Annotated in this window: 12 protein-coding genes and 1 riboswitch; of the genes, 7 read left to right on the top strand and 5 right to left on the bottom strand. The window is 43.3% G+C overall.

Annotation, left to right across the window (positions count from 1 at the left end; all coding sequences use genetic code 11):
- Positions 1 to 29: 29 nt before the first annotated feature.
- Together ACVBIK_RS05570 and ACVBIK_RS05565 are read right to left on the bottom strand one after the other, a co-directional pair.
- Positions 30 to 3,071, bottom strand: a complete 3,042-nt coding sequence (locus tag ACVBIK_RS05570) for an amidohydrolase family protein (protein WP_447169262.1) — start codon at positions 3,069 to 3,071, stop codon at positions 30 to 32.
- 157 nt (positions 3,072 to 3,228) lie between these two features.
- Entirely contained in the window at positions 3,229 to 3,621 is a 393-nt protein-coding gene (locus tag ACVBIK_RS05565) for an H-NS histone family protein (protein ID WP_447160566.1), read from the bottom strand.
- Positions 3,622 to 3,964: 343 nt separating this feature from the next.
- Here ACVBIK_RS05565 and ACVBIK_RS05560 point away from each other — a divergent pair, with 343 nt between their 5' ends.
- The 3 genes from ACVBIK_RS05560 to ACVBIK_RS05550 all read left to right on the top strand — a co-directional run bounded on the left by ACVBIK_RS05560 (position 3,965) and on the right by ACVBIK_RS05550 (position 7,714).
- Positions 3,965 to 4,714 carry an electron transfer flavoprotein subunit beta/FixA family protein gene (locus ACVBIK_RS05560; protein ID WP_447160565.1) on the top strand — a complete coding sequence of 250 codons (750 nt, stop codon included), beginning with the start codon at positions 3,965 to 3,967 and terminating at the stop codon, positions 4,712 to 4,714.
- Positions 4,714 to 5,637: an electron transfer flavoprotein subunit alpha/FixB family protein gene (locus ACVBIK_RS05555; RefSeq protein ID WP_447163604.1), complete on the top strand. Its 924-nt coding sequence runs from the start codon at positions 4,714 to 4,716 to the stop codon at positions 5,635 to 5,637. The genes ACVBIK_RS05560 and ACVBIK_RS05555 overlap by 1 nt, the downstream gene beginning before the upstream one ends.
- A gap of 196 nt (positions 5,638 to 5,833) precedes the next feature.
- Positions 5,834 to 6,055, top strand: a riboswitch (Lysine riboswitch).
- Between the two features lie 78 nt (positions 6,056 to 6,133).
- Positions 6,134 to 7,714, top strand: a complete 1,581-nt coding sequence (locus tag ACVBIK_RS05550) for a Na+/H+ antiporter NhaC family protein (RefSeq protein ID WP_447160563.1) — start codon at positions 6,134 to 6,136, stop codon at positions 7,712 to 7,714.
- A 144-nt stretch (positions 7,715 to 7,858) separates the two neighbouring features.
- On the opposite strand, the gene ACVBIK_RS05545 is transcribed toward ACVBIK_RS05550, so the two are convergent.
- Positions 7,859 to 9,991, bottom strand: coding sequence for a M3 family metallopeptidase (locus ACVBIK_RS05545; RefSeq protein ID WP_447169261.1), 2,133 nt, complete (start codon positions 9,989 to 9,991; stop codon positions 7,859 to 7,861).
- Between the two features lie 379 nt (positions 9,992 to 10,370).
- Here ACVBIK_RS05545 and ACVBIK_RS05540 point away from each other — a divergent pair, with 379 nt between their 5' ends.
- From ACVBIK_RS05540 to ACVBIK_RS05525, 4 genes are all read left to right on the top strand, one after another.
- The gene (locus tag ACVBIK_RS05540) at positions 10,371 to 10,949 is read left to right on the top strand and encodes a thymidine kinase (RefSeq protein ID WP_447160561.1); all 579 of its coding nucleotides are present in this window, start codon (positions 10,371 to 10,373) and stop codon (positions 10,947 to 10,949) included.
- Between the two features lie 248 nt (positions 10,950 to 11,197).
- Positions 11,198 to 12,577: a DUF3137 domain-containing protein gene (locus ACVBIK_RS05535; RefSeq protein WP_447169260.1), complete on the top strand. Its 1,380-nt coding sequence runs from the start codon at positions 11,198 to 11,200 to the stop codon at positions 12,575 to 12,577.
- On the top strand, positions 12,564 to 13,826 hold the full coding sequence (locus ACVBIK_RS05530) for a DUF3137 domain-containing protein (RefSeq protein WP_447169259.1): 1,263 nt from the start codon (positions 12,564 to 12,566) through the stop codon (positions 13,824 to 13,826). Before ACVBIK_RS05535 ends, ACVBIK_RS05530 begins: the two co-directional genes overlap by 14 nt.
- Before the next feature lie 147 nt (positions 13,827 to 13,973).
- On the top strand, positions 13,974 to 14,540 hold the full coding sequence (locus ACVBIK_RS05525; protein ID WP_447169258.1) for a LemA family protein: 567 nt from the start codon (positions 13,974 to 13,976) through the stop codon (positions 14,538 to 14,540).
- Between the two features lie 859 nt (positions 14,541 to 15,399).
- Here ACVBIK_RS05525 and ACVBIK_RS05520 read toward each other — a convergent pair.
- Positions 15,400 to 16,557, bottom strand: coding sequence for a S41 family peptidase (locus ACVBIK_RS05520; protein WP_447169257.1), 1,158 nt, complete (start codon positions 16,555 to 16,557; stop codon positions 15,400 to 15,402).
- Between the two features lie 463 nt (positions 16,558 to 17,020).
- Complete coding sequence (locus ACVBIK_RS05515) at positions 17,021 to 18,163, bottom strand: tetratricopeptide repeat protein (protein ID WP_447169256.1); 1,143 nt, start codon at positions 18,161 to 18,163, stop codon at positions 17,021 to 17,023.
- Between the last annotated feature and the right edge of the window lie 358 nt (positions 18,164 to 18,521).

Raw genomic sequence — 18,521 nt, 5'->3', positions numbered from 1 at the left:
GCTATGTTTAAAAGAGGTATTTAACTTCATTACAGTGCTCCTGTCGCTGACTGTTGCCATGCGTTGAAGTGGGTATCGCAGTGCCATTCTGGCTCTGTTAAATCAATGGGGTTTTCACCTTGTTTATGGACATCATCGCTGCGCAGGACTTTTTGAATTAACGCCGCGCGTTCTGTTACGACGTCAATTTGCGCTACTTTGTCTTGTTCACGATCAAAATAGCGGCGGCCGTTAATCCAGGTCGAATCCACCTTGGCATAGACTGATAGTGGCGGGTTATCCCATAGCACAACATCGGCTTGTTTATCTTCAACCAATGAACCGACCTGCGCGTCGATACCAAGCTGAATAGCTGGGTTGATGGTGATCATCTTCCAGGCATCTTCTGCTGACATACCGCAATACATCATCGACTTTGCCGCTTCTTGGTTGAGTCTGCGCTGCATCTCATAGTCATCGGAGTTGATGCTGGTGAGTACGCCTTTGTCTTGCATTAAGCAGGTATTTTGTGGAATAGCATCATAGACTTCAAATTTGTACGCCCACCAATCAGAGAAGGTAGAAGCATGAGCACCATGTTTAGCCATCTCTTCGGCAACTTTGTAACCTTCAAGAATATGGGTAAAGGTGCTGACCTTAAAGTTATACGCTTCAGCAAGACGCAGGAACATTAATATTTCAGATTGCACATAAGAATGAATATGGATATTACGAGTTTGCTCAAGTACTTCAGCAATGGCCTCTAAGCGGTAGTTATATTGCGGTGCAACGGTACGTCTACGCTCGCTTGAACGCATCTTGTTATAATCCGTTTGTGCTTTGCGGTAGGCAAGGGCTTCATTGAAGGCTTCACTAAACAGCGATTTTACCCCGATACGGCTTTGAGGGAATCGGCGGGTGAAAGCATCACCCCAATTACTCTGTTTTACGTTTTCACCTAAGGCAAATTTAATACTTGCTGGTGCACCTTCAAATTTAAGCTGCTGGGCATTATCACCCCACTTAAGCTGAATGATCTGTGCTTGGCCGCCAATGGGGTTAGCGCTGCCGTGTAGGAGCTGCACTGTGGTAACACCGCCAGCAAGGCCTCGGTAAATAGCAATATCGTCTGGATTGATCACATCGCCAATACGTACCTCAGAGGTTATCGCATCGGTACCTTCATTCGTGCCGCCATTAAGGGCAATATGAGAATGCTCATCGATAATACCAGCAGTAAGGTGTTTCCCTGTGGCATCAATAGTGGTGTAGCCAGAAGGTGTTTTAAGATTTTGACCTATCTCTTCAATTTTTCCCCGAGAAATAATCAAATCATTATTGACTAACACGCCACTCTCATCAGATGTCCAGATGGTGGCATTCTTAATATGCACTTTATCAAGTGCGGGTTGCTCATTTAAGCCATACGCCAGATTGGGGGAGGTTTGTTTGGATATAAGCTTTACGTTGTTTTTATTACCATTGTCACTATTGTCTGTGGTGGCCATGGGCTCAAGCTTTATTCCGCCAAAGGGGATAGCTTGATTATTGCCATCGAGTAACCGGCCTCTTAATCCTTGGTTATCTAACCATAGCGTAAAGCGACTCACACCTTCTATGCCGGCCTTGGAAAGATCAGCGCTAAAGCTTAGGCGACCTAACTGATAGTCCAGATTGGCAAGGTTTATATCGTTTTCGCCACTTGAGAGAGTACCACTTAGCGATGGGAATTGACTGATATTAAGGTCAAAGGTTAATTCGTCTATCTGTATTTGATAGGCATGATCGAGTAGTGCTCGGTCTCGATTGATGACTTGCTGCTCTTCACCTTGTAACCAAATACTGACAATTTTACCGTCATCAAAAATATTACCATCGGTGATCACCAAATCAGCCATAAAGCCAGGCTCTAGCTTACCGGCTAAGTGATCAATTCCCGAAATTTCAGCGGCGTCAGTGGTCAGCGCTGCCAGTGCAGCTTCTTCAGATAAACCTCTCGTCAGTGCGAGTTTAAGCCTTGGCCAAAATTTATCGGATTCTATTCCATATTGAGTTAATGCAAAGGGGATTTCTGCATTTGCCACCATAGCGAGATTACTCGGGGCACGTTCCCAGTGTCTTAAAGAGGCAAGACTTACCTCTCGCTCACTGTCACCGTCGGTTATTTTTGGAGCTGCTGGGTAATTTAAGGGTAAAACGAGACTAAAGGGGTAGGACTTTAATTCAGAAAGCCTTGCATATTCACTGCCGTTACCAATTAAGCTTCCGCTAAAGTTATGTTCGTTTAATAATCGAGCTGCACGTAATTGGTTATTGAGGTTTTTAGTCTCAAAGATAAAGTGTTGTTTTTTTGGGTCACCTAAGCGTTCTAAGGCAATATTAAATTCTACCTCGTTACTAGAGGCGGTTTTATTCTTATTTTCGTTATACCATTTAGCGTCAGAGAAGGTTTGTCTTATTAATGCCAGACTACCCATTAAGGATTGTGGGTAATCTTGAACAGATGAACCTTTGTTAAAGGCCATAAACTGACTTGTCTGTGCATTATAAATAACATCGTTAGCTTTTTTATCAGCTAATGATATTGTCACGCCTTGTCCTCTAAAGATCCCATCTAAATAACTAGACTGAACACTGGTGAAGCCGTTATCAATCCATTTTTTTGCTTGGTCTTTATCTGGGTAGACATAATTAAACCATTGCATTTGGGCATGTATTGCGCCATTACTCGCATTGCCGCCAATTCGCTTTATTTCATATACAGGCCCCGATTTATCTTGGGCTTCTCTTTCATACTCAATGGCATATTCAGTAAAGGGATCGATAAAGCCTGAATATATTGTATGTCCCGTTAAATCAATAACAAAAGCATCTTCAGGAATATCGTTGTTTTTGATAACAGCCTTAATTTTGTTATTTTCAATCAATAAGGTGGCATTCTTTAACGATTTACCAGGGGCAAGCATCAGTTCTGCATGAGTTAATGCTGTAAGTCTTGGGGTGTTATCAGTGAGTTGCTCATTAGCAAACGCAGCGTGACTGCATAACAAGCTAAGTAAAGCGATTGGGGTTGTGATGATATGTTTACGCATTATTCTACTTATTATTGTTAGATAAACAGGAAATAGGTGAGAGTATCCTAACTTATTAACAATGACTAAGCAGCAATTGTAACGACCAATGTAATATTATTAACGTAAAAACAAAAAAGCCCTGCACATAGCAGGGCTTTAGTCGGTAGACTTGAAATTAGATCAAGAAGTCTTCCATAGTACGGCCGTTTTCAAGTTGATTCTTAAATACGGTAGGCATGCGACCTTGGCCAGTCCATTGAACCATCTCGCCATCAACTTCAATTTGATATTTAGCTGGGCGAGGAGCACGCTTCTTAGGAGCGGCTTTCACTGCTGCTCCACCAATATCATCAACAGATAATCCGATAGCTTCCATTTGCTTACGGATCTCTTCGATTTTGGCATTACGCTCAGCCATTGCTTCTTGCTCTTCAGCTTGTTGAGAAGCTTTCTCTTCAATAATTTTTTCTAACTTTACTGATAGCTCTTTTAAATCATTCAGTGATAATTCTTTAACTGCTGCTTTAAAACGACGACCATGGGTCAATATTTCAAGAAAATCGCTCATAATTATTCGGGTCCAATTAAGAATGAAATGGGGAATTAGATTATTGAGTTAAATAATAGAAACTATTTAGCTTCGGAGCAAATATTATTTTTGAATTATTTATATCGAATATGGTTAATATGAATAATGAGACTAATATTGCGAGTTAATAAATGTTTTTATGCTGATTAATACAAGCAAATGTTATCTAGTGTCAACTAGAGTGAACAGGTGTTTGAAACTCGGTTGACGTTAACGTTAACAGCACGTAAAGTGAGCCTAATTTCAGTAATCTTTGCTGGGCATATATTGCTGCTAGGTTACTTAATTCCGATCATTAAAAGAGACGTAAGAAGGAAGCCCTATGAAAGTATTGGTGCCAGTTAAACGTGTCGTCGATGCCAATGTAAAAGTCAGGGTTAACGCTGACAATACTGGTGTTGATACCGCAAACCTAAAAATGGCCATTAACCCTTTTTGTGAGATTGCCGTTGAAGAAGCCGTTCGTTTAAAGGAAGCCGGAAGCGCCTCTGAAATTGTCGTATTAAGTGTTGGTCCTAAAGCATCGCAAGAGCAGTTAAGAACCGCACTTGCATTGGGCGCCGATCGTGCAATCCATATTGAAACCGATGAAGACCTGGTTCCGTTATCAATCGCTAAGCTTATTCATGCCGTGCAGCAAAAAGAGCAAGCACAGCTGGTTATTCTTGGTAAGCAATCGATTGACGGTGATAACAACCAAACAGGTCAGATGCTTGCCGCTATCGCTAAAATGCCGCAAGCAACGTTTGCCTCAGAAGTGAAACTTGATGGCGATAAGCTCGTTGTGACGCGTGAAATTGATGGTGGTCTACAGACCGTTAACGTTTCATTGCCAGCAGTGGTTACCGCTGACCTTCGTCTGAATGAGCCGCGTTATGCCAAGTTACCCAATATTATGAAAGCCAAGCGCAAACCGCTTGAAACTCTGACGCCGGCAGATCTTGACGTCACGCTTAAATCTCATCAGACAATTGTTAAAGTCACACCACCTGCCCAGCGCAGTGGTGGAGTCATGGTTGCGTCTGTCGAGGAGTTGGTTGAAAAGTTAAAGAATGAAGCGAAGGTGATCTAATGGCAATTTTAGTATTAGCAGAACACGATAACGCCAGTCTAAAGCTGGATACCGCTAAAGTCGTTGCCTGTGCTCAGGCAATTGGTGGCGACATCGACGTATTAGTCGTTGGCCATAACTGTGGTGCTGTGGCAAGCGAAGCACAAAAGTTAGCTGGTGTGCGAAATGTCTTGGTTGCAGACTCAGGGTCATACGCCAATCACCTCGCGGACAATGTGTCAGACTTGATGATAAGCATCGCATCTGATTATGAACATGTACTCGCTGCAGCTTCAAGCTTTGGTAAAGATGTGTTACCGCGCGTTGCTGCGTTACTCGATGTATCTCAGCTTTCTGAAGTGATAGAAGTGGTGAGTTCTGACACCTTTGTTCGTCCAGTTTATGCGGGTAACGCCCTTGCGACGGTACAAAGTTTAGATGACAAGAAAGTCATGACGGTTCGCTCAAGCGCGTTTGACGCGGTTGCTGCTGACGGCAGTGCTGGATTGGTGACACTATCACCAGAGTTTGCTTCGCAGGTAGAGTTTGTGACTCAAAGCCTAACGGAATCTGAGCGTCCAGAGCTTGGCAGTGCATCGGTAGTGGTGTCGGGTGGCCGCGCGCTAGGAAATAGTGAAAACTTCGCTATTTTAGAGCAACTGGCTGATAAGTTAGGTGGCGCGCTTGGCGCATCTCGTGCGGCAGTTGATGCAGGCTACGTACCAAACGACTTACAAGTAGGCCAAACCGGTAAAATTGTTGCGCCAGATTTATACATTGCTGTGGGTATTTCAGGCGCGATTCAGCACTTGGCTGGCATGAAGGATTCAAAGGTGATTGTTGCTATCAACAAAGATCCAGAAGCTCCGATTTTCCAAGTGGCAGATTATGGTCTTGAAGCCGATCTTTTTGAAGCTGTGCCAAAATTAATCGCACTGCTGTAAATGGAACTTGGTATAACCTATTACTGCTACAGCAAGGTCAATTGTGTCTAATAGTTTGGCAAACTGTTAATAGCTGTGAGTTGTACTGGGTATTGTTAGTGATCTGTGTCACGATAAGCGGCTTTAGAGTAGCATCTCTAAAGCCGCTTATGTTTTTATGTCCGTCACGCTTTTTGAGCTAGCCTTAAATTGCGTCCTGAGAAGTAGAGGTGCATTAAATATTAGTATCGATAAGTAGGGTGATACCGCTGATCTATCGAGAAAGGATTTAGTGCCGAAGTGACATAGCATATCGGGGCTAGTTGCTGGGGCTGTAACCAAATAGGTACAGCACTGCCATAGTATTTCTTATCTGGAAGATAAGAATTTTTATATTAATGACGAACCATTAATATGGCTATGGAGCGCTACTGATAGGACAGGTGTAATCAGATATCTACTGCTATATCCCACCAGTTCAGTCGGCCTCCATTCGTATTTAGCGAAGAAATTAAAAATGACAATTATAAGCTATGCCGATTCGGCTTTATCGCTGCTACCTCCGGTAGTGGCCATCGTACTGGCGATGCTCACGCGTCGTGTTTTGCTCTCTTTGGGTTTTGGGATTTTGTTGGGAGCATTACTGCTTACCGATTTTTCTGTAATGCAAACGGGTCAATATTTAAGTACTAAAGTGCTGTCTCTCGTATGGGACGATGGTGCTTTAAATAGTTGGAACCTATATATTTTAGGTTTCTTAGTGGTACTGGGTATGATCACTGCGTTGATCACGGTAAGTGGTTCAGCAAGAGCCTTTGCTGATTGGGCTCGTACTCATATTCGTAATAAGCGCGATGCTAAGCTACTCACCATGTTTTTAGGTTGTGTGGTTTTCATTGACGATTACTTCAACAGTTTAGTTGTTGGTAGTGTCGCACGACCACTCACCGACAGGTATTACATTTCACGTACTAAGTTAGCCTACTTACTTGATTCTACAGCCGCGCCTATTTGCGTTATTTCACCTGTATCAAGTTGGGGGGCTTATATCATCGCCTTGATTGGCGGCATTCTAACCGCACATGGATTTGCCGATACAGGGCATTTGAGCATATTCGTACAGATGATCCCGATGAACTTCTACGCGATCTTTGCATTGTTACTGCTGCTTTGTGTTGCGTTAATGGGATTAGATATTGGCCCAATGCGTCAGCAAGAGCTGAACGCACAAAAAGGCCACTTATACGACGAGTCTAAAGGGTTACCGCCTGGGGCTAACTCTGGTTTACCAGAAGCGGATACGGGTAAGATTATTGGCTTATTCCTGCCAATCACAGTGTTAGTTTTTGCCACTTTCTACTTCATGGTAAGCAGTGGTGGGGATGCATTAGCGGCTAAAGGCATAGAATTTAGTCTAATTGGTGCATTTGAAAATACCGATGTAGGTTCATCGCTATTCTTTGGTGCTTTGCTTGGCTTAGTTGTAACGCTTGCATTAGTCATCTATCAAGGCGTGGCTAAGTCTATGATTGCTAAAGGCCTGTTTGAAGGCGCTAAGTCAATGCTGCCTGCAATCTATATCTTACTGTTTGCTTGGACCATTGCGGGTGTGATTGGACAGATTGAAACCGGTAAGTACATGGCGAGCTTGGCAACGGGTAACATTCCATTTGCGATGCTTCCTGCAGTGCTCTTTATTCTTGCAGGTTTGACTGCATTTTCAACCGGCACCAGCTGGGGTACCTTTGGTATTATGCTGCCAATTGCAGCCGATATGGCGATGGGAAGTCACACTGGCATGATGTTGCCAATGCTATCTTCAGTGCTTGCGGGTGCGGTATTTGGTGACCATTGTTCACCTATCTCTGATACCACTATTTTGTCGTCAACCGGAGCGAACTGCCACCATATTGACCATGTTATGACGCAATTGCCTTACGCATTAATTGTTGCGGGGATCAGCATTGTGGGTTACTTAGTGCTCGGCTTTACTGAATCGGTTACTGCGGGCTTAATCGCTTGTAGCGTATTGTTTGTGATCAGTATTATTGTGCTACGGATCAAGGCATGTTCACCTGATTCTCAATGTAAGCAATAAAGGTAATAGCCCTTATTGAGATATGCGCAAGCTGCACCTCGATAAATTAGAACCATAAAAAATCCGCTCTAGTTAGAGCGGATTTTTTGTTTTTAGGCTAACCAATTTAGCTGGCAGCGTATGACCTCTGTAGCGCAATAGCGCTTAGTTTAAGCCACGTCGCTCTAGCAATGCATCAGTCGTCGGTTCTTGACCTCTAAAGGCTTTGTAGGCATCCATAGGCGCAACGGTATTACCGACTTCGCGGATAGTCTTTCTAAACTTCATGCCAATTTCACGATTTAAGCCACCTTGTGTTTGCACGTAGGCAAACGCATCAGCAGCTAAAATCTCACTCCACATGTAAGCGTAATAACTTGCAGAGTATCCGCCCGGGAAGGCGTGAGCAAAGTAAGTCGACTTATAGCGTGGCGGCACAGCAGGTAAATCTACGCCGTGCTTCTTAAGCGCTGCCGCTTCAAAGCTGGCCACATCTTGTAGTGGTGCGTTCGCGTTAAGTGAGTGCCACTCTAAATCAACCAGCGCTGCTGACATGTACTCTAAGGTATCGAAGCCTTGATTAAAGCTGCGAGATTTAAGTAGCTTGTTGAGTAACTCCTGTGGGATCGGCTCACCCGTTTCATAATGCTTAGCATAGTTTGCAAGCACCTTTGGATGCGCGGCCCAATCCTCTTCGAATGTCGATGGAAACTCAACAAAGTCTCGTGATACAGCAGTTCCTGAGAGCGTTGGATAAACCACTTTAGAGAACATGCCGTGAGTACCGTGTCCCATTTCATGGAACATGGTGGTGACTTCATCGTAGCTAACAAAAGTTGGCTCGCCTTTAGGCGCTTTTTTAATATTCATCACGTTAACCACAACAGGCTTTTGGTTAAGTAGCTCTGACTGGGTAACAAATGAGCTCATCCATGCTCCGCCGCGCTTACCTTCACGAGAGAAGTAGTCGGTGTAGAAGATTGCGATACTTGTGCCATCTTCATCAAACATTTCGTAGGCTTTCACATCCTCATGATAAACAGGAAGATCGGGACGCGGAGTTAAGCTCACGCCATAAAGCGCTTTTAAGGTAAAGAACACGCCATCTTCTAGTACTCTGTCAAACTCAAAGTACGGGCGAATGGCACTTTCATCTAAATCGTACTTTTCTTTGCGTACTAATTCTGCGTAGTAAGCCCAATCCCATGGTGCCAACTCAAAATTACCGCCAGTCTTATTGATCATCGCTTGGATGTCTGCCGCTTCTTTTTCGGTATTGTTTACCACTGCAGGCACCATAGAGCCGAACATCTTGTAAACCGCTTCCGGCGTTTTAGCCATCTGTGGTGCTAGGCGATATTCAGCCCAGCTATTAAAGCCTAACAGCGCAGCGCGCTCGGCACGAAGTTGAGCGAGACGGGCAACTAATGAAGCCGTTTCATTTTCCCCTTCAAGGCCACGGTTAGCAGATGCTTGCCAAACTTGCTGGCGTAGCTCTCTATCTTGTAATTGAGTCAGTACTGGCTGGCGCGTGGTATTGGTGATATTTAACTGATATTTTCCAGCATGTCCGCTCGCTTCTGCATCGCTAGCAGCCGCTTTAACGGCGCTATCAGATAAACCTGCAAGTTGCTCTTTTGAGTCAACAACCACTGCAATTTCTTTGGTTAGACGCATTAAACGTTGAGCAAACTCATTGGTTAGCGTTGATTGCTCTTCGTTCAGCACTCTGATCTGCTGTTTTTGGGTTTCTGTTAGCTTGGCGCCTGCGCGCACAAAGCGCTTATAGTAAACCTCAACTAAACGATTTTCTTCGGCTGATAATCCTAAGCTTTCGCGCTGGTTATAAAGTGTTTCGATGCGAGCGAATAATGCTGGATTCAAATTGATGTTATCTGAGTGAGCGGCCATCTTGGGCGCCATTTCACCCTGCACTTTACGTAGTGTTGGGTTGCTGTCTGTACCGGCTAAGTTGTAGAACACCTTTGATGTACGGGTCAGTAGCTCACCACTTTTTTCAAGCGCTATGATGGTATTTTCAAACGTCGCAGCGTCAGAGTTGTTAGCAATGGCTAACACTTCTTGATAATGGTCTTTGATCCCAAGTTCTAATGCTGGCTGAAAGTGCTCATCATTGATCTTGCTAAAGTCAGGGGTTTCATACTGAAGCTGACTTGCTTGTAAGAATGGATTTTGAGTTTGCACCATCGGCGCAGAGCTATTTTGAGTTGATGTGGTCGAGCAAGCGCTCAAGGCTAAGGTTGCGGTAATAGCCGCTGCAATGAGTGTCTTATGCATAGATTTGTACTTCCTTTATTATAATTGTGCTTCTAATCTAATATTTGCGTATTAAACGTGTCTTAATTTGAGTGATTTTGTGCTTCAGTGCAGGATTTTGTGTGAGTTTTGTTGTGTTTGTCACATATTGGAGCAGTGAGTGATTCGTTGCCTGTAGCGACTTTTTACATCGTTTAAATGTAATAAGTAGTGAAAACAAGCTGTTTAAAGCGAAATGTAAGTATTAGCCGCTAAAGTTGCTTAAAAGTAGAGCGCTTTATCGGGGAGCGTTAAGGCTTATTTTATTCGCGACACGACTCACTGAATCAATATTGTTAAGATGATTTTTTATCGAAAATAGTGATAAACTAGCGGCGAATTCACCTTTAAGGATCTTAGTTTGGCGCAGCTCTATTTCTATTACTCAGCGATGAATGCGGGTAAATCAACTTCGTTATTGCAGTCTTCTTATAATTACCGTGAACGCGGAATGCATACCTTAGTGATGACAGCGTCAATTGACGATCGATATGGTGTCGGTAAAGTTGCATCGCGAATTGGTATTGAAACGGACGCTCAGGTTTTTGGTAGTAATGACAACCTGAGTGACATGATACGCACTAGTCATGAAGCGCAGACTTTACACTGCATCTTGATTGATGAGTCACAATTCTTAAGCAAAGAGCAGGTTAAGCAATTAACCTACGTGGTCGACATACTCGATATTCCCGTGCTGTGTTATGGCCTTAAAACAGATTTCCAAGGCGAGTTGTTTAGCGGCAGTCAGTATTTACTCGCCTGGGCAGACAAGCTTGTAGAACTTAAAACCATTTGTCACTGCGGCCGTAAAGCCAATATGGTGGTGCGCCTAGATGGCAATGGCAAACCCATGCGTGAAGGTGAGCAGGTTGCTATTGGTGGTAATGAGAGTTATGAGTCTGTTTGTCGTAAGCACTTTAGAGAGTTTCTCTGGGACTAACTCGTCCTGCTTTTAGACAATAACAAAGGCTGACGCTGTTAAAGTGTTGGCTTTTTTTATGAGTAAAACCTACACAAGGTTAGTCCTTACCAACCCCTGGACCTCGCCGTAACGCGTTTTATATTTTATAAAATACTCATTCTGTATCTACTTTGTAAATAGTGATTTAAGCCGCTGTAATTTTAGCTTTTATTCTGCATAATGCGTCTCTTTTTTATTGCCAAGTCTGTGGTTGTACAAGGATTTTAATGCAGCATAACCAAATAGTTGCCAAGCACATTGCCAAGTTACGCAGTGATGTTGATGCCGCTATCTCTCAAGATGATCTGCTCGAGGTCATCACTCAAGTTAAACAGCATCCTGGACCGTTGGATTACCGCGATAAGATAACGCACTCTGTTAAGTGGTTACTGGTTAGCGCTAGCGTCTTGTGTATCGTCTTGATATTTATGCGCCTTTGGTATGAACAAGTTGAGCCCGTAGCCAAGTTAGTGATTGATGACTCTTGCTATTGGCTCCCAGTAGCGCTGAGTACATTATTAGTCAGTTTTTGCCACGAGCGCGGATGGCTGCCTGTACCTATGGTAGTTAACTTTACACTGCTGGTGGCAGCAATGGCTCTGGTGACAATATATGTACCTGAATGGCCGAAAATCTATTGGGCTGTGATCTATGGTTTTGGCTATGTGATTAGCGTGGGGGAAATTGATGACCATCAGTTTTCGCTGTGGTTTATACTGGTAATCGCCAGTTCACTCACTTGGGTATGGTTAGATTATCGCGCCAATTGGCGTAAACACCTTTCAGATAAAATATTCCTGTGTGATGCGTTATTTAATAATGGCTTAACACAAACTAAGCCAGCACCTGAAGACAAACTAGACGCACTTGAAAAGCAGTTTGCAGAGTTTCGTCGCGGCAGTGGCACCCGTGACATTCAGCAGATGTTTGCCGGGCAATATCAAGGCGAGCAGCACAGCTTTAACTATAAGCTTTATCACTTTCAGTACACCGTTAAACGCACACAAACCAGCTCAGATGGCAATGGTGGCTATAAAACCAAAACCGTGCATGAAGATCGCGACCGCTACGGTATGTTACTCGACTTTCCCTTTGCTAAAGGCTTATGCATGGATGCTGAGGATGAGGTAAAACTTAAAGGCTCAGTGTATCAGGACAAGTATCAAACGGAATCGAATGCATTTAATGATATTTATCGAGTACAGGCCTGTGAGAAACCCACTGCGGCACGCTTTTTAACCCCTGCAATGATAGAAAAGCTGTTGGACTTAAATCGTAATTTCATCTCGCCTATGGTGGAGATATCAACTGATGGCCGTTTGTGTATAGCCTCTACCAGTAAGCTGATTATCGAAAAGCGAAAACATTCACTGGCAAAGCCCGATGAGTTTTATAAGGAGATTGCCGGCCATACCGAGCTAAAGCGGGTGCAAAAGCTACTCGAAGCGATCCATGAACTCATGCGTCTGTCTGATAACAATTTTGTAAGTGATACCAGTTTTGTAAGTGATATTAGTGTTGCTAGCAATAGCAATGCAAACGCCACACAAGCTGCACATGCAACAGCAGTAAAAGATACGGAGTTCAACGTTCATGCTGGCTTATAACGCTCAAGTGACTCGCAATATTGCTGCGATCCGCACCGATGTTGAAACAGCAAAAAGCCAAGAGGACTTGATTGCATTAGTGCATGGAGTCGAGCATCACCAAGGCCCGTTAGATTACCAAGATAACTGGTATCGTTTTTTCTGCGCAGTTTCATTGTTTTTCGCCTTATTGCCGATAGCTTTTGAGTTGGGGTTAGTGGTTCCTGATTTTGTGATGCACATTCTTAGAGGCGCATTGAGCTACAGTGTGATCTGGTATCCAATGTTGGGCTTAGCAACATTAACCCGCTATTTTGAAGACAAGGGTAAGTGCTTACCTATGCCCGGCCCACAATGGGGACGGATGCTATTGATGGCTGCTGTGGGCGCGGCGCTGAATCTCATCCCACAATGGCCGCATTGGTATTGGGATATGTATTTCGAAACCTTAGCCTCGTTTTTAGGGTTCTGGTATCCAAGCTCAGGTTTTGCTACACATAATGGCGTCGTTGGTGTAATTATGCTGCTGTGGCTTAGAGGCCGCATGAAGTGGCGCAATAAACTGTCGGATACCATTTTTTTAAAAGATGCGCTGTTTAATAATAACTTACAAGCCGTCCCGTTTGAGGGCAAAAAGCTGGCTAAAGAGTTGCAAGGCAGCTTTAAAGAGTTTAAACGCGGTAATGATTTGCGAGAAATTCAAAGCTTATACAAGAGCACTTATCAAGGTGAGATTCATCAATTCGATTATCAGCTTTATCGTTTTCACTACATTATAAAACGCACTGAAACCACCACTGACGCTAATGGTAAAAGTACTACTCGCACGGTGAGAGACAGCTATTATCGGCATGGTGTGTTATTAGATTTTCCTTTTGCGCAGGATATGAGTATTAGCAACGACTTTGGCATTAAAGGCCGAGGAGAACGCTATAAAAGTGCTTCTAATGCGTTTAATCACCAATATCGAGTCCATGCTAAAGAGCTGATGAGCGCAGCACGATTGCTGTCGCCTGCGGTTGAGGAAAAGCTCACTGTATTTGCTAAACAGTTAAAAAAACCAGTATTAGAATTCGGCCAACAAGGAAGACTGTGTTTAGCGGTGAGTGATGACCTATTAGCGGTTAAACGAGTCAACGGTTTAGATAATCCCAAAGCCTTTGCCGAAGAATTAGCAGGCCATACCGAGTTAAAACAAATGAACCAAATGCTCGAATTAGTCCACGAAATGATGCGCTTTAGCGACAATAACTTTAAGGCCAGCGCGTAGTTCATTTTGAAATGATAAAAGACTGAAGGCTAAAGAGAAGTGAGTCAGGAAACGCATTTGAAATCTCATTTTTTAAAAGCAAGCTTTGAAAGCTAATTAAAATAAAGAATCAGCAAGTTAATCAAAATATAGAAAAGGAAAACCTAAATGGATATCTCAGTTATCGGGTTAGTGATTGTAGCTGTGGTCATTGTTGCCATCATCATGGTGTATAACGGCATTATTGGTAAACATAATGCGGTAGACCGCGCATGGGCGTCGGTACTGACTCAAGAGCGCCAGAAGAATAAAATCATTCCTATGGTAGAGCAGTTAGTTGAGCAGTATAAACTGCATGAATCTGAGGTGTTAACTCAGGTGACACAGCTGCGTAGTGCGATTGCAGATATGAGTGCCGGCGTAGATACCGCAAAGCTAGCCGCAGCGGAGCAGCGCACTAATGAGTTGATGCAAAGCCTTAAAGTGACGGTAGAGGCTTATCCAGAGCTAAAAGCCTCTGATGTGTACATGAAGCTGATGGCTGAAATAAGTGAGCAACAAGAGCAGATTGGCGCAGCAATTCGCATTTTCAATGCCAACGTAGAAGACTTTAATAACGCCATTGAGATGTTCCCAGGCTCATTAATCAACAGCTCCATGTTGCGTAAGCAAAAAATCGCTAGCTTTAGTGATAGCGAAGCACAAGCAGGGTTTGAGTATCAACCTAACCTTTAACCCGTTGGGCTGGGTTTTAGCCCTTAGGTTGGTCTGCCTTCGAATGAAGGCTGATTACATTTATTTTTGGGTTGGTGTTACCAAGTAGAGTGTTTGAACTTGTAGCTTCGTAGTTATCAATCGCCTGCGGCGGGTGCTGGACAGGACGTCCGAATGTCGTGATCACATGGATGTGAAGGAACGACCTTATGTGCAGACACTGCTGAAGCTCGCCTCAAGTACGTCTGACCTCCAAGGATGGAGGAAATGCCAAATTCTGTATGGAACAGAATTGGCCCTGTGAGCTCAACGAAAACAAAAAACATCCTTGTTAAAAGGCCAGTTCGGTATCCATACCTCTCGTTCAAGAGCTTGATAACTTCGTTATCTTTCACCTTGTTTTCGACGGCTTCAGCCGCATCTACACCGGATAATTGGTGCCTTCATTTGGGCCGTGCAGGTTTGATTGCTAGCATTGGAAATGCCCCAAAACATGTTTACCTTCAAATGAAGGCTGATTACATTTTTTGGGTAGTTGCTACGGGGAAGCGAGTTCTCAATTGTCGCTTTAGAGTTATCAATCGCCTGCAGCGGGCGCATGTGCAGACACTGCCGTGACACGCAACAAGTCCATCCTTGGAAGCTCGGCCATGACGTCCATGTCATGGACGGTCACGGCCGCATCTACACCGGATAATTGGTGCCTTCATTTGGGCCGTGCAGGTTTGATTGCTAGCTTGGAAATGCCCCAAAGCTTGTTACGTACTATTGTTAATTACATAATAATATCTAATGATAAACATTGAGTTGTAGCGGATTAACTTAGAACAAAAGTGGCCAATATTACTTGACCCTCACTTCTTATAAATGACAATATCTATTACAACGTTCCTATTTTGTGTACATCCTCTAAAGCTAGACTTCCACCTTCTAGCCAATTTCTTACTCTTATTATCTCCAGTCTATCGCCACTTTCACCTTCTATCGAAGGTAGGTATATGTCTGGAATCACACCTGCTACATCTACAGGAAGATGAGGTAAGCGCAAGCTCTTTGAAGTAGCGTAGAATAGTTCAAAGTTGCCGGATGGCAGAAGATGAGGCCTTAAGTTGGAGTAGTCTAAAGAGCCATAGGTTCTTCTACCTAACAGCTTAACGTTGAAGCTTTGTCTTGTTGTTAATAAAAATTGTTCGCAGGTACTTCCACAAGAGCGAGCAATTAAAATAGCAACTCGACTTGGTCTTTTTAGTTCTAAGTTCTCTTCAGATTCAAATGTGATCTTTTCACCTTTGTGGATCAACTGACCATTGACGCCAGTTTGCATAACCTTAACGATGCTGTTAGCCCACTCGAAACATTCTTTATTATCAGGATCGTAACGCTGACATATCTGTTGTTGTGCTGCGATATTTTCCGGTGTGACTAACCACTCTATACCAACTTCAACTCTCTGGGTCCCTATCAGCCAAGGTAGTAAAGGAGTGTAACTTGAATCAGAACCGCCCCCGTTATTGCGTACATCAATAATCCAGTTGGGCGTTGCTGCAAGTTGTTGGTGATTATCTTTGAGTAGCTGGATTAAAGGTAATCTGTTTGCCGGAGCAAAACTAGGTAGAGTAACAAGAACACTTTTATCGGATAAAAATTCTATTTGTGGAAGCCGACTAGGCATTATTTCAGTATTTTCGGTTGTTTTCACTGCTTGCGGAAACTTTTGAAGTTGTTTCTTCATTTTTTCAGAAGCATTGATAGATAAGTGTCCTGGTCGCCATGATTTTAAATATCGCTGAGCTATTTTTTGGCATTTATCTATCTCTTTAATCAATTTGGCTTCGGTAATTGCTTGGTGTAAAGCGTTATCGAAATGCTTCTGACCCTTTTGCTTTAGATGATCTTTGGCACCAGTATCGTTGCTAAGTAGGAAACCCGGTAGATAGTTCAAGTCTTGAATGCACTCTTTACTCGCAGGAGTACTATGAGCTGCAAAGCTAAATAGGGCCGTTAATATCCCTAACAGTTTTATTGAAGATAATTTCACAGATATTCCTTTATGCTTATTGTTAATGATTATCTGCAAATAGGTTAGAGTAAAGCGGCTGGACTGTGAAGCGCTGAATAATCAAAATGTTAGTATATAATTCAAGAAACACTTCAAATTTTCGAGGTTCATGATAAAACCTCTAGTTGGGTGACCAAATTAACTATGCAGCTTCAATACTTCTGCGAGTCGCCGTAAACACAGTCACTATGGAGCCGCATCTACGCCCAATTATCACTCTCTTCGATTTGAATTTTAATATGTTCGCTAAGAAAAAAATGCCCAAAAAACCATTTAGCGTCATGTAACAGTGGTCAAGTAGATACCATCTATTTGACATACTTTCCCTAATGCCAACGATCAGTTTAGATTTTTAACTCCAAACCATTTCTGTCCAGAAATGAGTTTGGATTTATAATGGGTGGCTTGTTAGTCAAATCGAAACATCAGACATCAATGCGCATCAATGCACTGTGCGAGGTTCCGTACGATTTTGCTTTAACGCTTCTAGCGCTTTCTGATGTCCCTGCGCCGCTGCACTTTGATACCACATGTCTGCAATATGTAGATTCAGTGGTTCACTCTTATCCGATTCATATATGGTGCCCAATACATACTGTGATTCAGCATTTCCTTGCTTGGCTGCGGCCGTGTACCATGTTATTGCTTCAGGCATGTTTTTGACCACTCCATCGCCCAGTTCAAACATCACCCCAAGGCTATGCTGCGCATCGGGTAGCCCTTGTTCTGCCGCTTTCAAATACCACCTTATGGCTGTCGCATTGTTAACTGTCGTACCTTCCCCGAGCTCGTACATTGAGCCTAAGTAAAACTGGGCTTTTGCATACCCCTCATTGGCCGCCTTCTGATACCAAACAAAAGCGTTTGCTTTGTTTTCTGCAACTCCTTGCGCAAAATCATAGGCAGAACCAACATAAAATTGGGCTGCAACATGGCCTTGCTCTGCGGCTTTCAGATACCAAATAAACGCTTGCTGTTTGTTTTCCTCAATTCCGATCCCGAAAGAAAGCATTCTAGCCAAATCATACTGTGCTTCATCAAGGCCCTTATCTGCGGCTTTTCTAATCCAATAGATTGCTTCCGGATAATCTTCCTTTGTTGAATGAAAGATCATGCCGATAGCATAAAGTGCATCGACATGATTTTGCTCTGCGGCCAGGTAATACCAATCCAGTGCTTCTTGTCTGTTCTGCGGTACATCAATCCCATAATCATATATGGTCCCGAGTGTATATTGCGCGTCTGCAACGCCTTGTTCTGCGGCTTTGCGATACCATTTAATGGCTTCTTGTCTGTTCTTCAATATGCCAATCCCATAATCATATATGGTCCCGAGTGTATATTGCGCGTCTGCAACGCCTTGCTCAGCCGCTTTGCGATACCATTTAATAGCAGCTTGTCTGTTCTTCAATATGCCAATCCCATAATCATACATAGTCCCGAGTGTGTATTGTGCCTCTGCAACGCCTTGCTCTGCCGCTTTTCGATGCCACTCAATGGCAGAGTCTGAACTCCTCTCAGTACTCCTATCAGAACTTACACACCCGCCCAACAAGAAAACTATTAATAAAATTGAAACTCTCATATCCACTCTCTTACAACACAGGTCTCTGACAAAATTGGCTTATTTGACGATTTTCAGTCGTCTTTTATACGTTGAACATGCAGCTTATCGTTAGTGTGTTCAATTGAACTTCAGTGCCTTAGGAGCTTAAACCATGACACACACTTAAGATGCTCTACTTATTCGTACTTTTTGTCGCTTTTAGCGCCCCATAAAAGTGTGATCCGCTAATTTATCACCTCTTGAAATCAAAACGTGAAAACCAGCATTATCTTGTTGATTTATAATGGGTGGCTTAATATATATTCTCTTAATATATACTTGGCTCGACTCTTAACAACAGAAAGGGGCGAAGCGCCACGACGTTTATCAAGCGCAG

The organism is Shewanella sp. 125m-1 (assembly GCF_052977065.1).
Note: the sequence above shows the minus strand (reverse complement) of the source record. Positions and strands in the feature narration are given on the sequence as shown.

Coding starts and splice junctions, on each gene's coding strand:
- ACVBIK_RS05530 (WP_447169259.1), top strand. CDS start 12,564: ATGCTGGCTTATAACGCTCAAGTGACTCGCAATATTGCTGCGATCCGC.
- ACVBIK_RS05525 (WP_447169258.1), top strand. CDS start 13,974: ATGGATATCTCAGTTATCGGGTTAGTGATTGTAGCTGTGGTCATTGTT.
- ACVBIK_RS05550 (WP_447160563.1), top strand. CDS start 6,134: ATGACAATTATAAGCTATGCCGATTCGGCTTTATCGCTGCTACCTCCG.
- ACVBIK_RS05515 (WP_447169256.1), bottom strand. CDS start 18,163: ATGAGAGTTTCAATTTTATTAATAGTTTTCTTGTTGGGCGGGTGTGTA.
- ACVBIK_RS05560 (WP_447160565.1), top strand. CDS start 3,965: ATGAAAGTATTGGTGCCAGTTAAACGTGTCGTCGATGCCAATGTAAAA.
- ACVBIK_RS05555 (WP_447163604.1), top strand. CDS start 4,714: ATGGCAATTTTAGTATTAGCAGAACACGATAACGCCAGTCTAAAGCTG.
- ACVBIK_RS05535 (WP_447169260.1), top strand. CDS start 11,198: ATGCAGCATAACCAAATAGTTGCCAAGCACATTGCCAAGTTACGCAGT.
- ACVBIK_RS05545 (WP_447169261.1), bottom strand. CDS start 9,991: ATGCATAAGACACTCATTGCAGCGGCTATTACCGCAACCTTAGCCTTG.
- ACVBIK_RS05570 (WP_447169262.1), bottom strand. CDS start 3,071: ATGCGTAAACATATCATCACAACCCCAATCGCTTTACTTAGCTTGTTA.
- ACVBIK_RS05565 (WP_447160566.1), bottom strand. CDS start 3,621: ATGAGCGATTTTCTTGAAATATTGACCCATGGTCGTCGTTTTAAAGCA.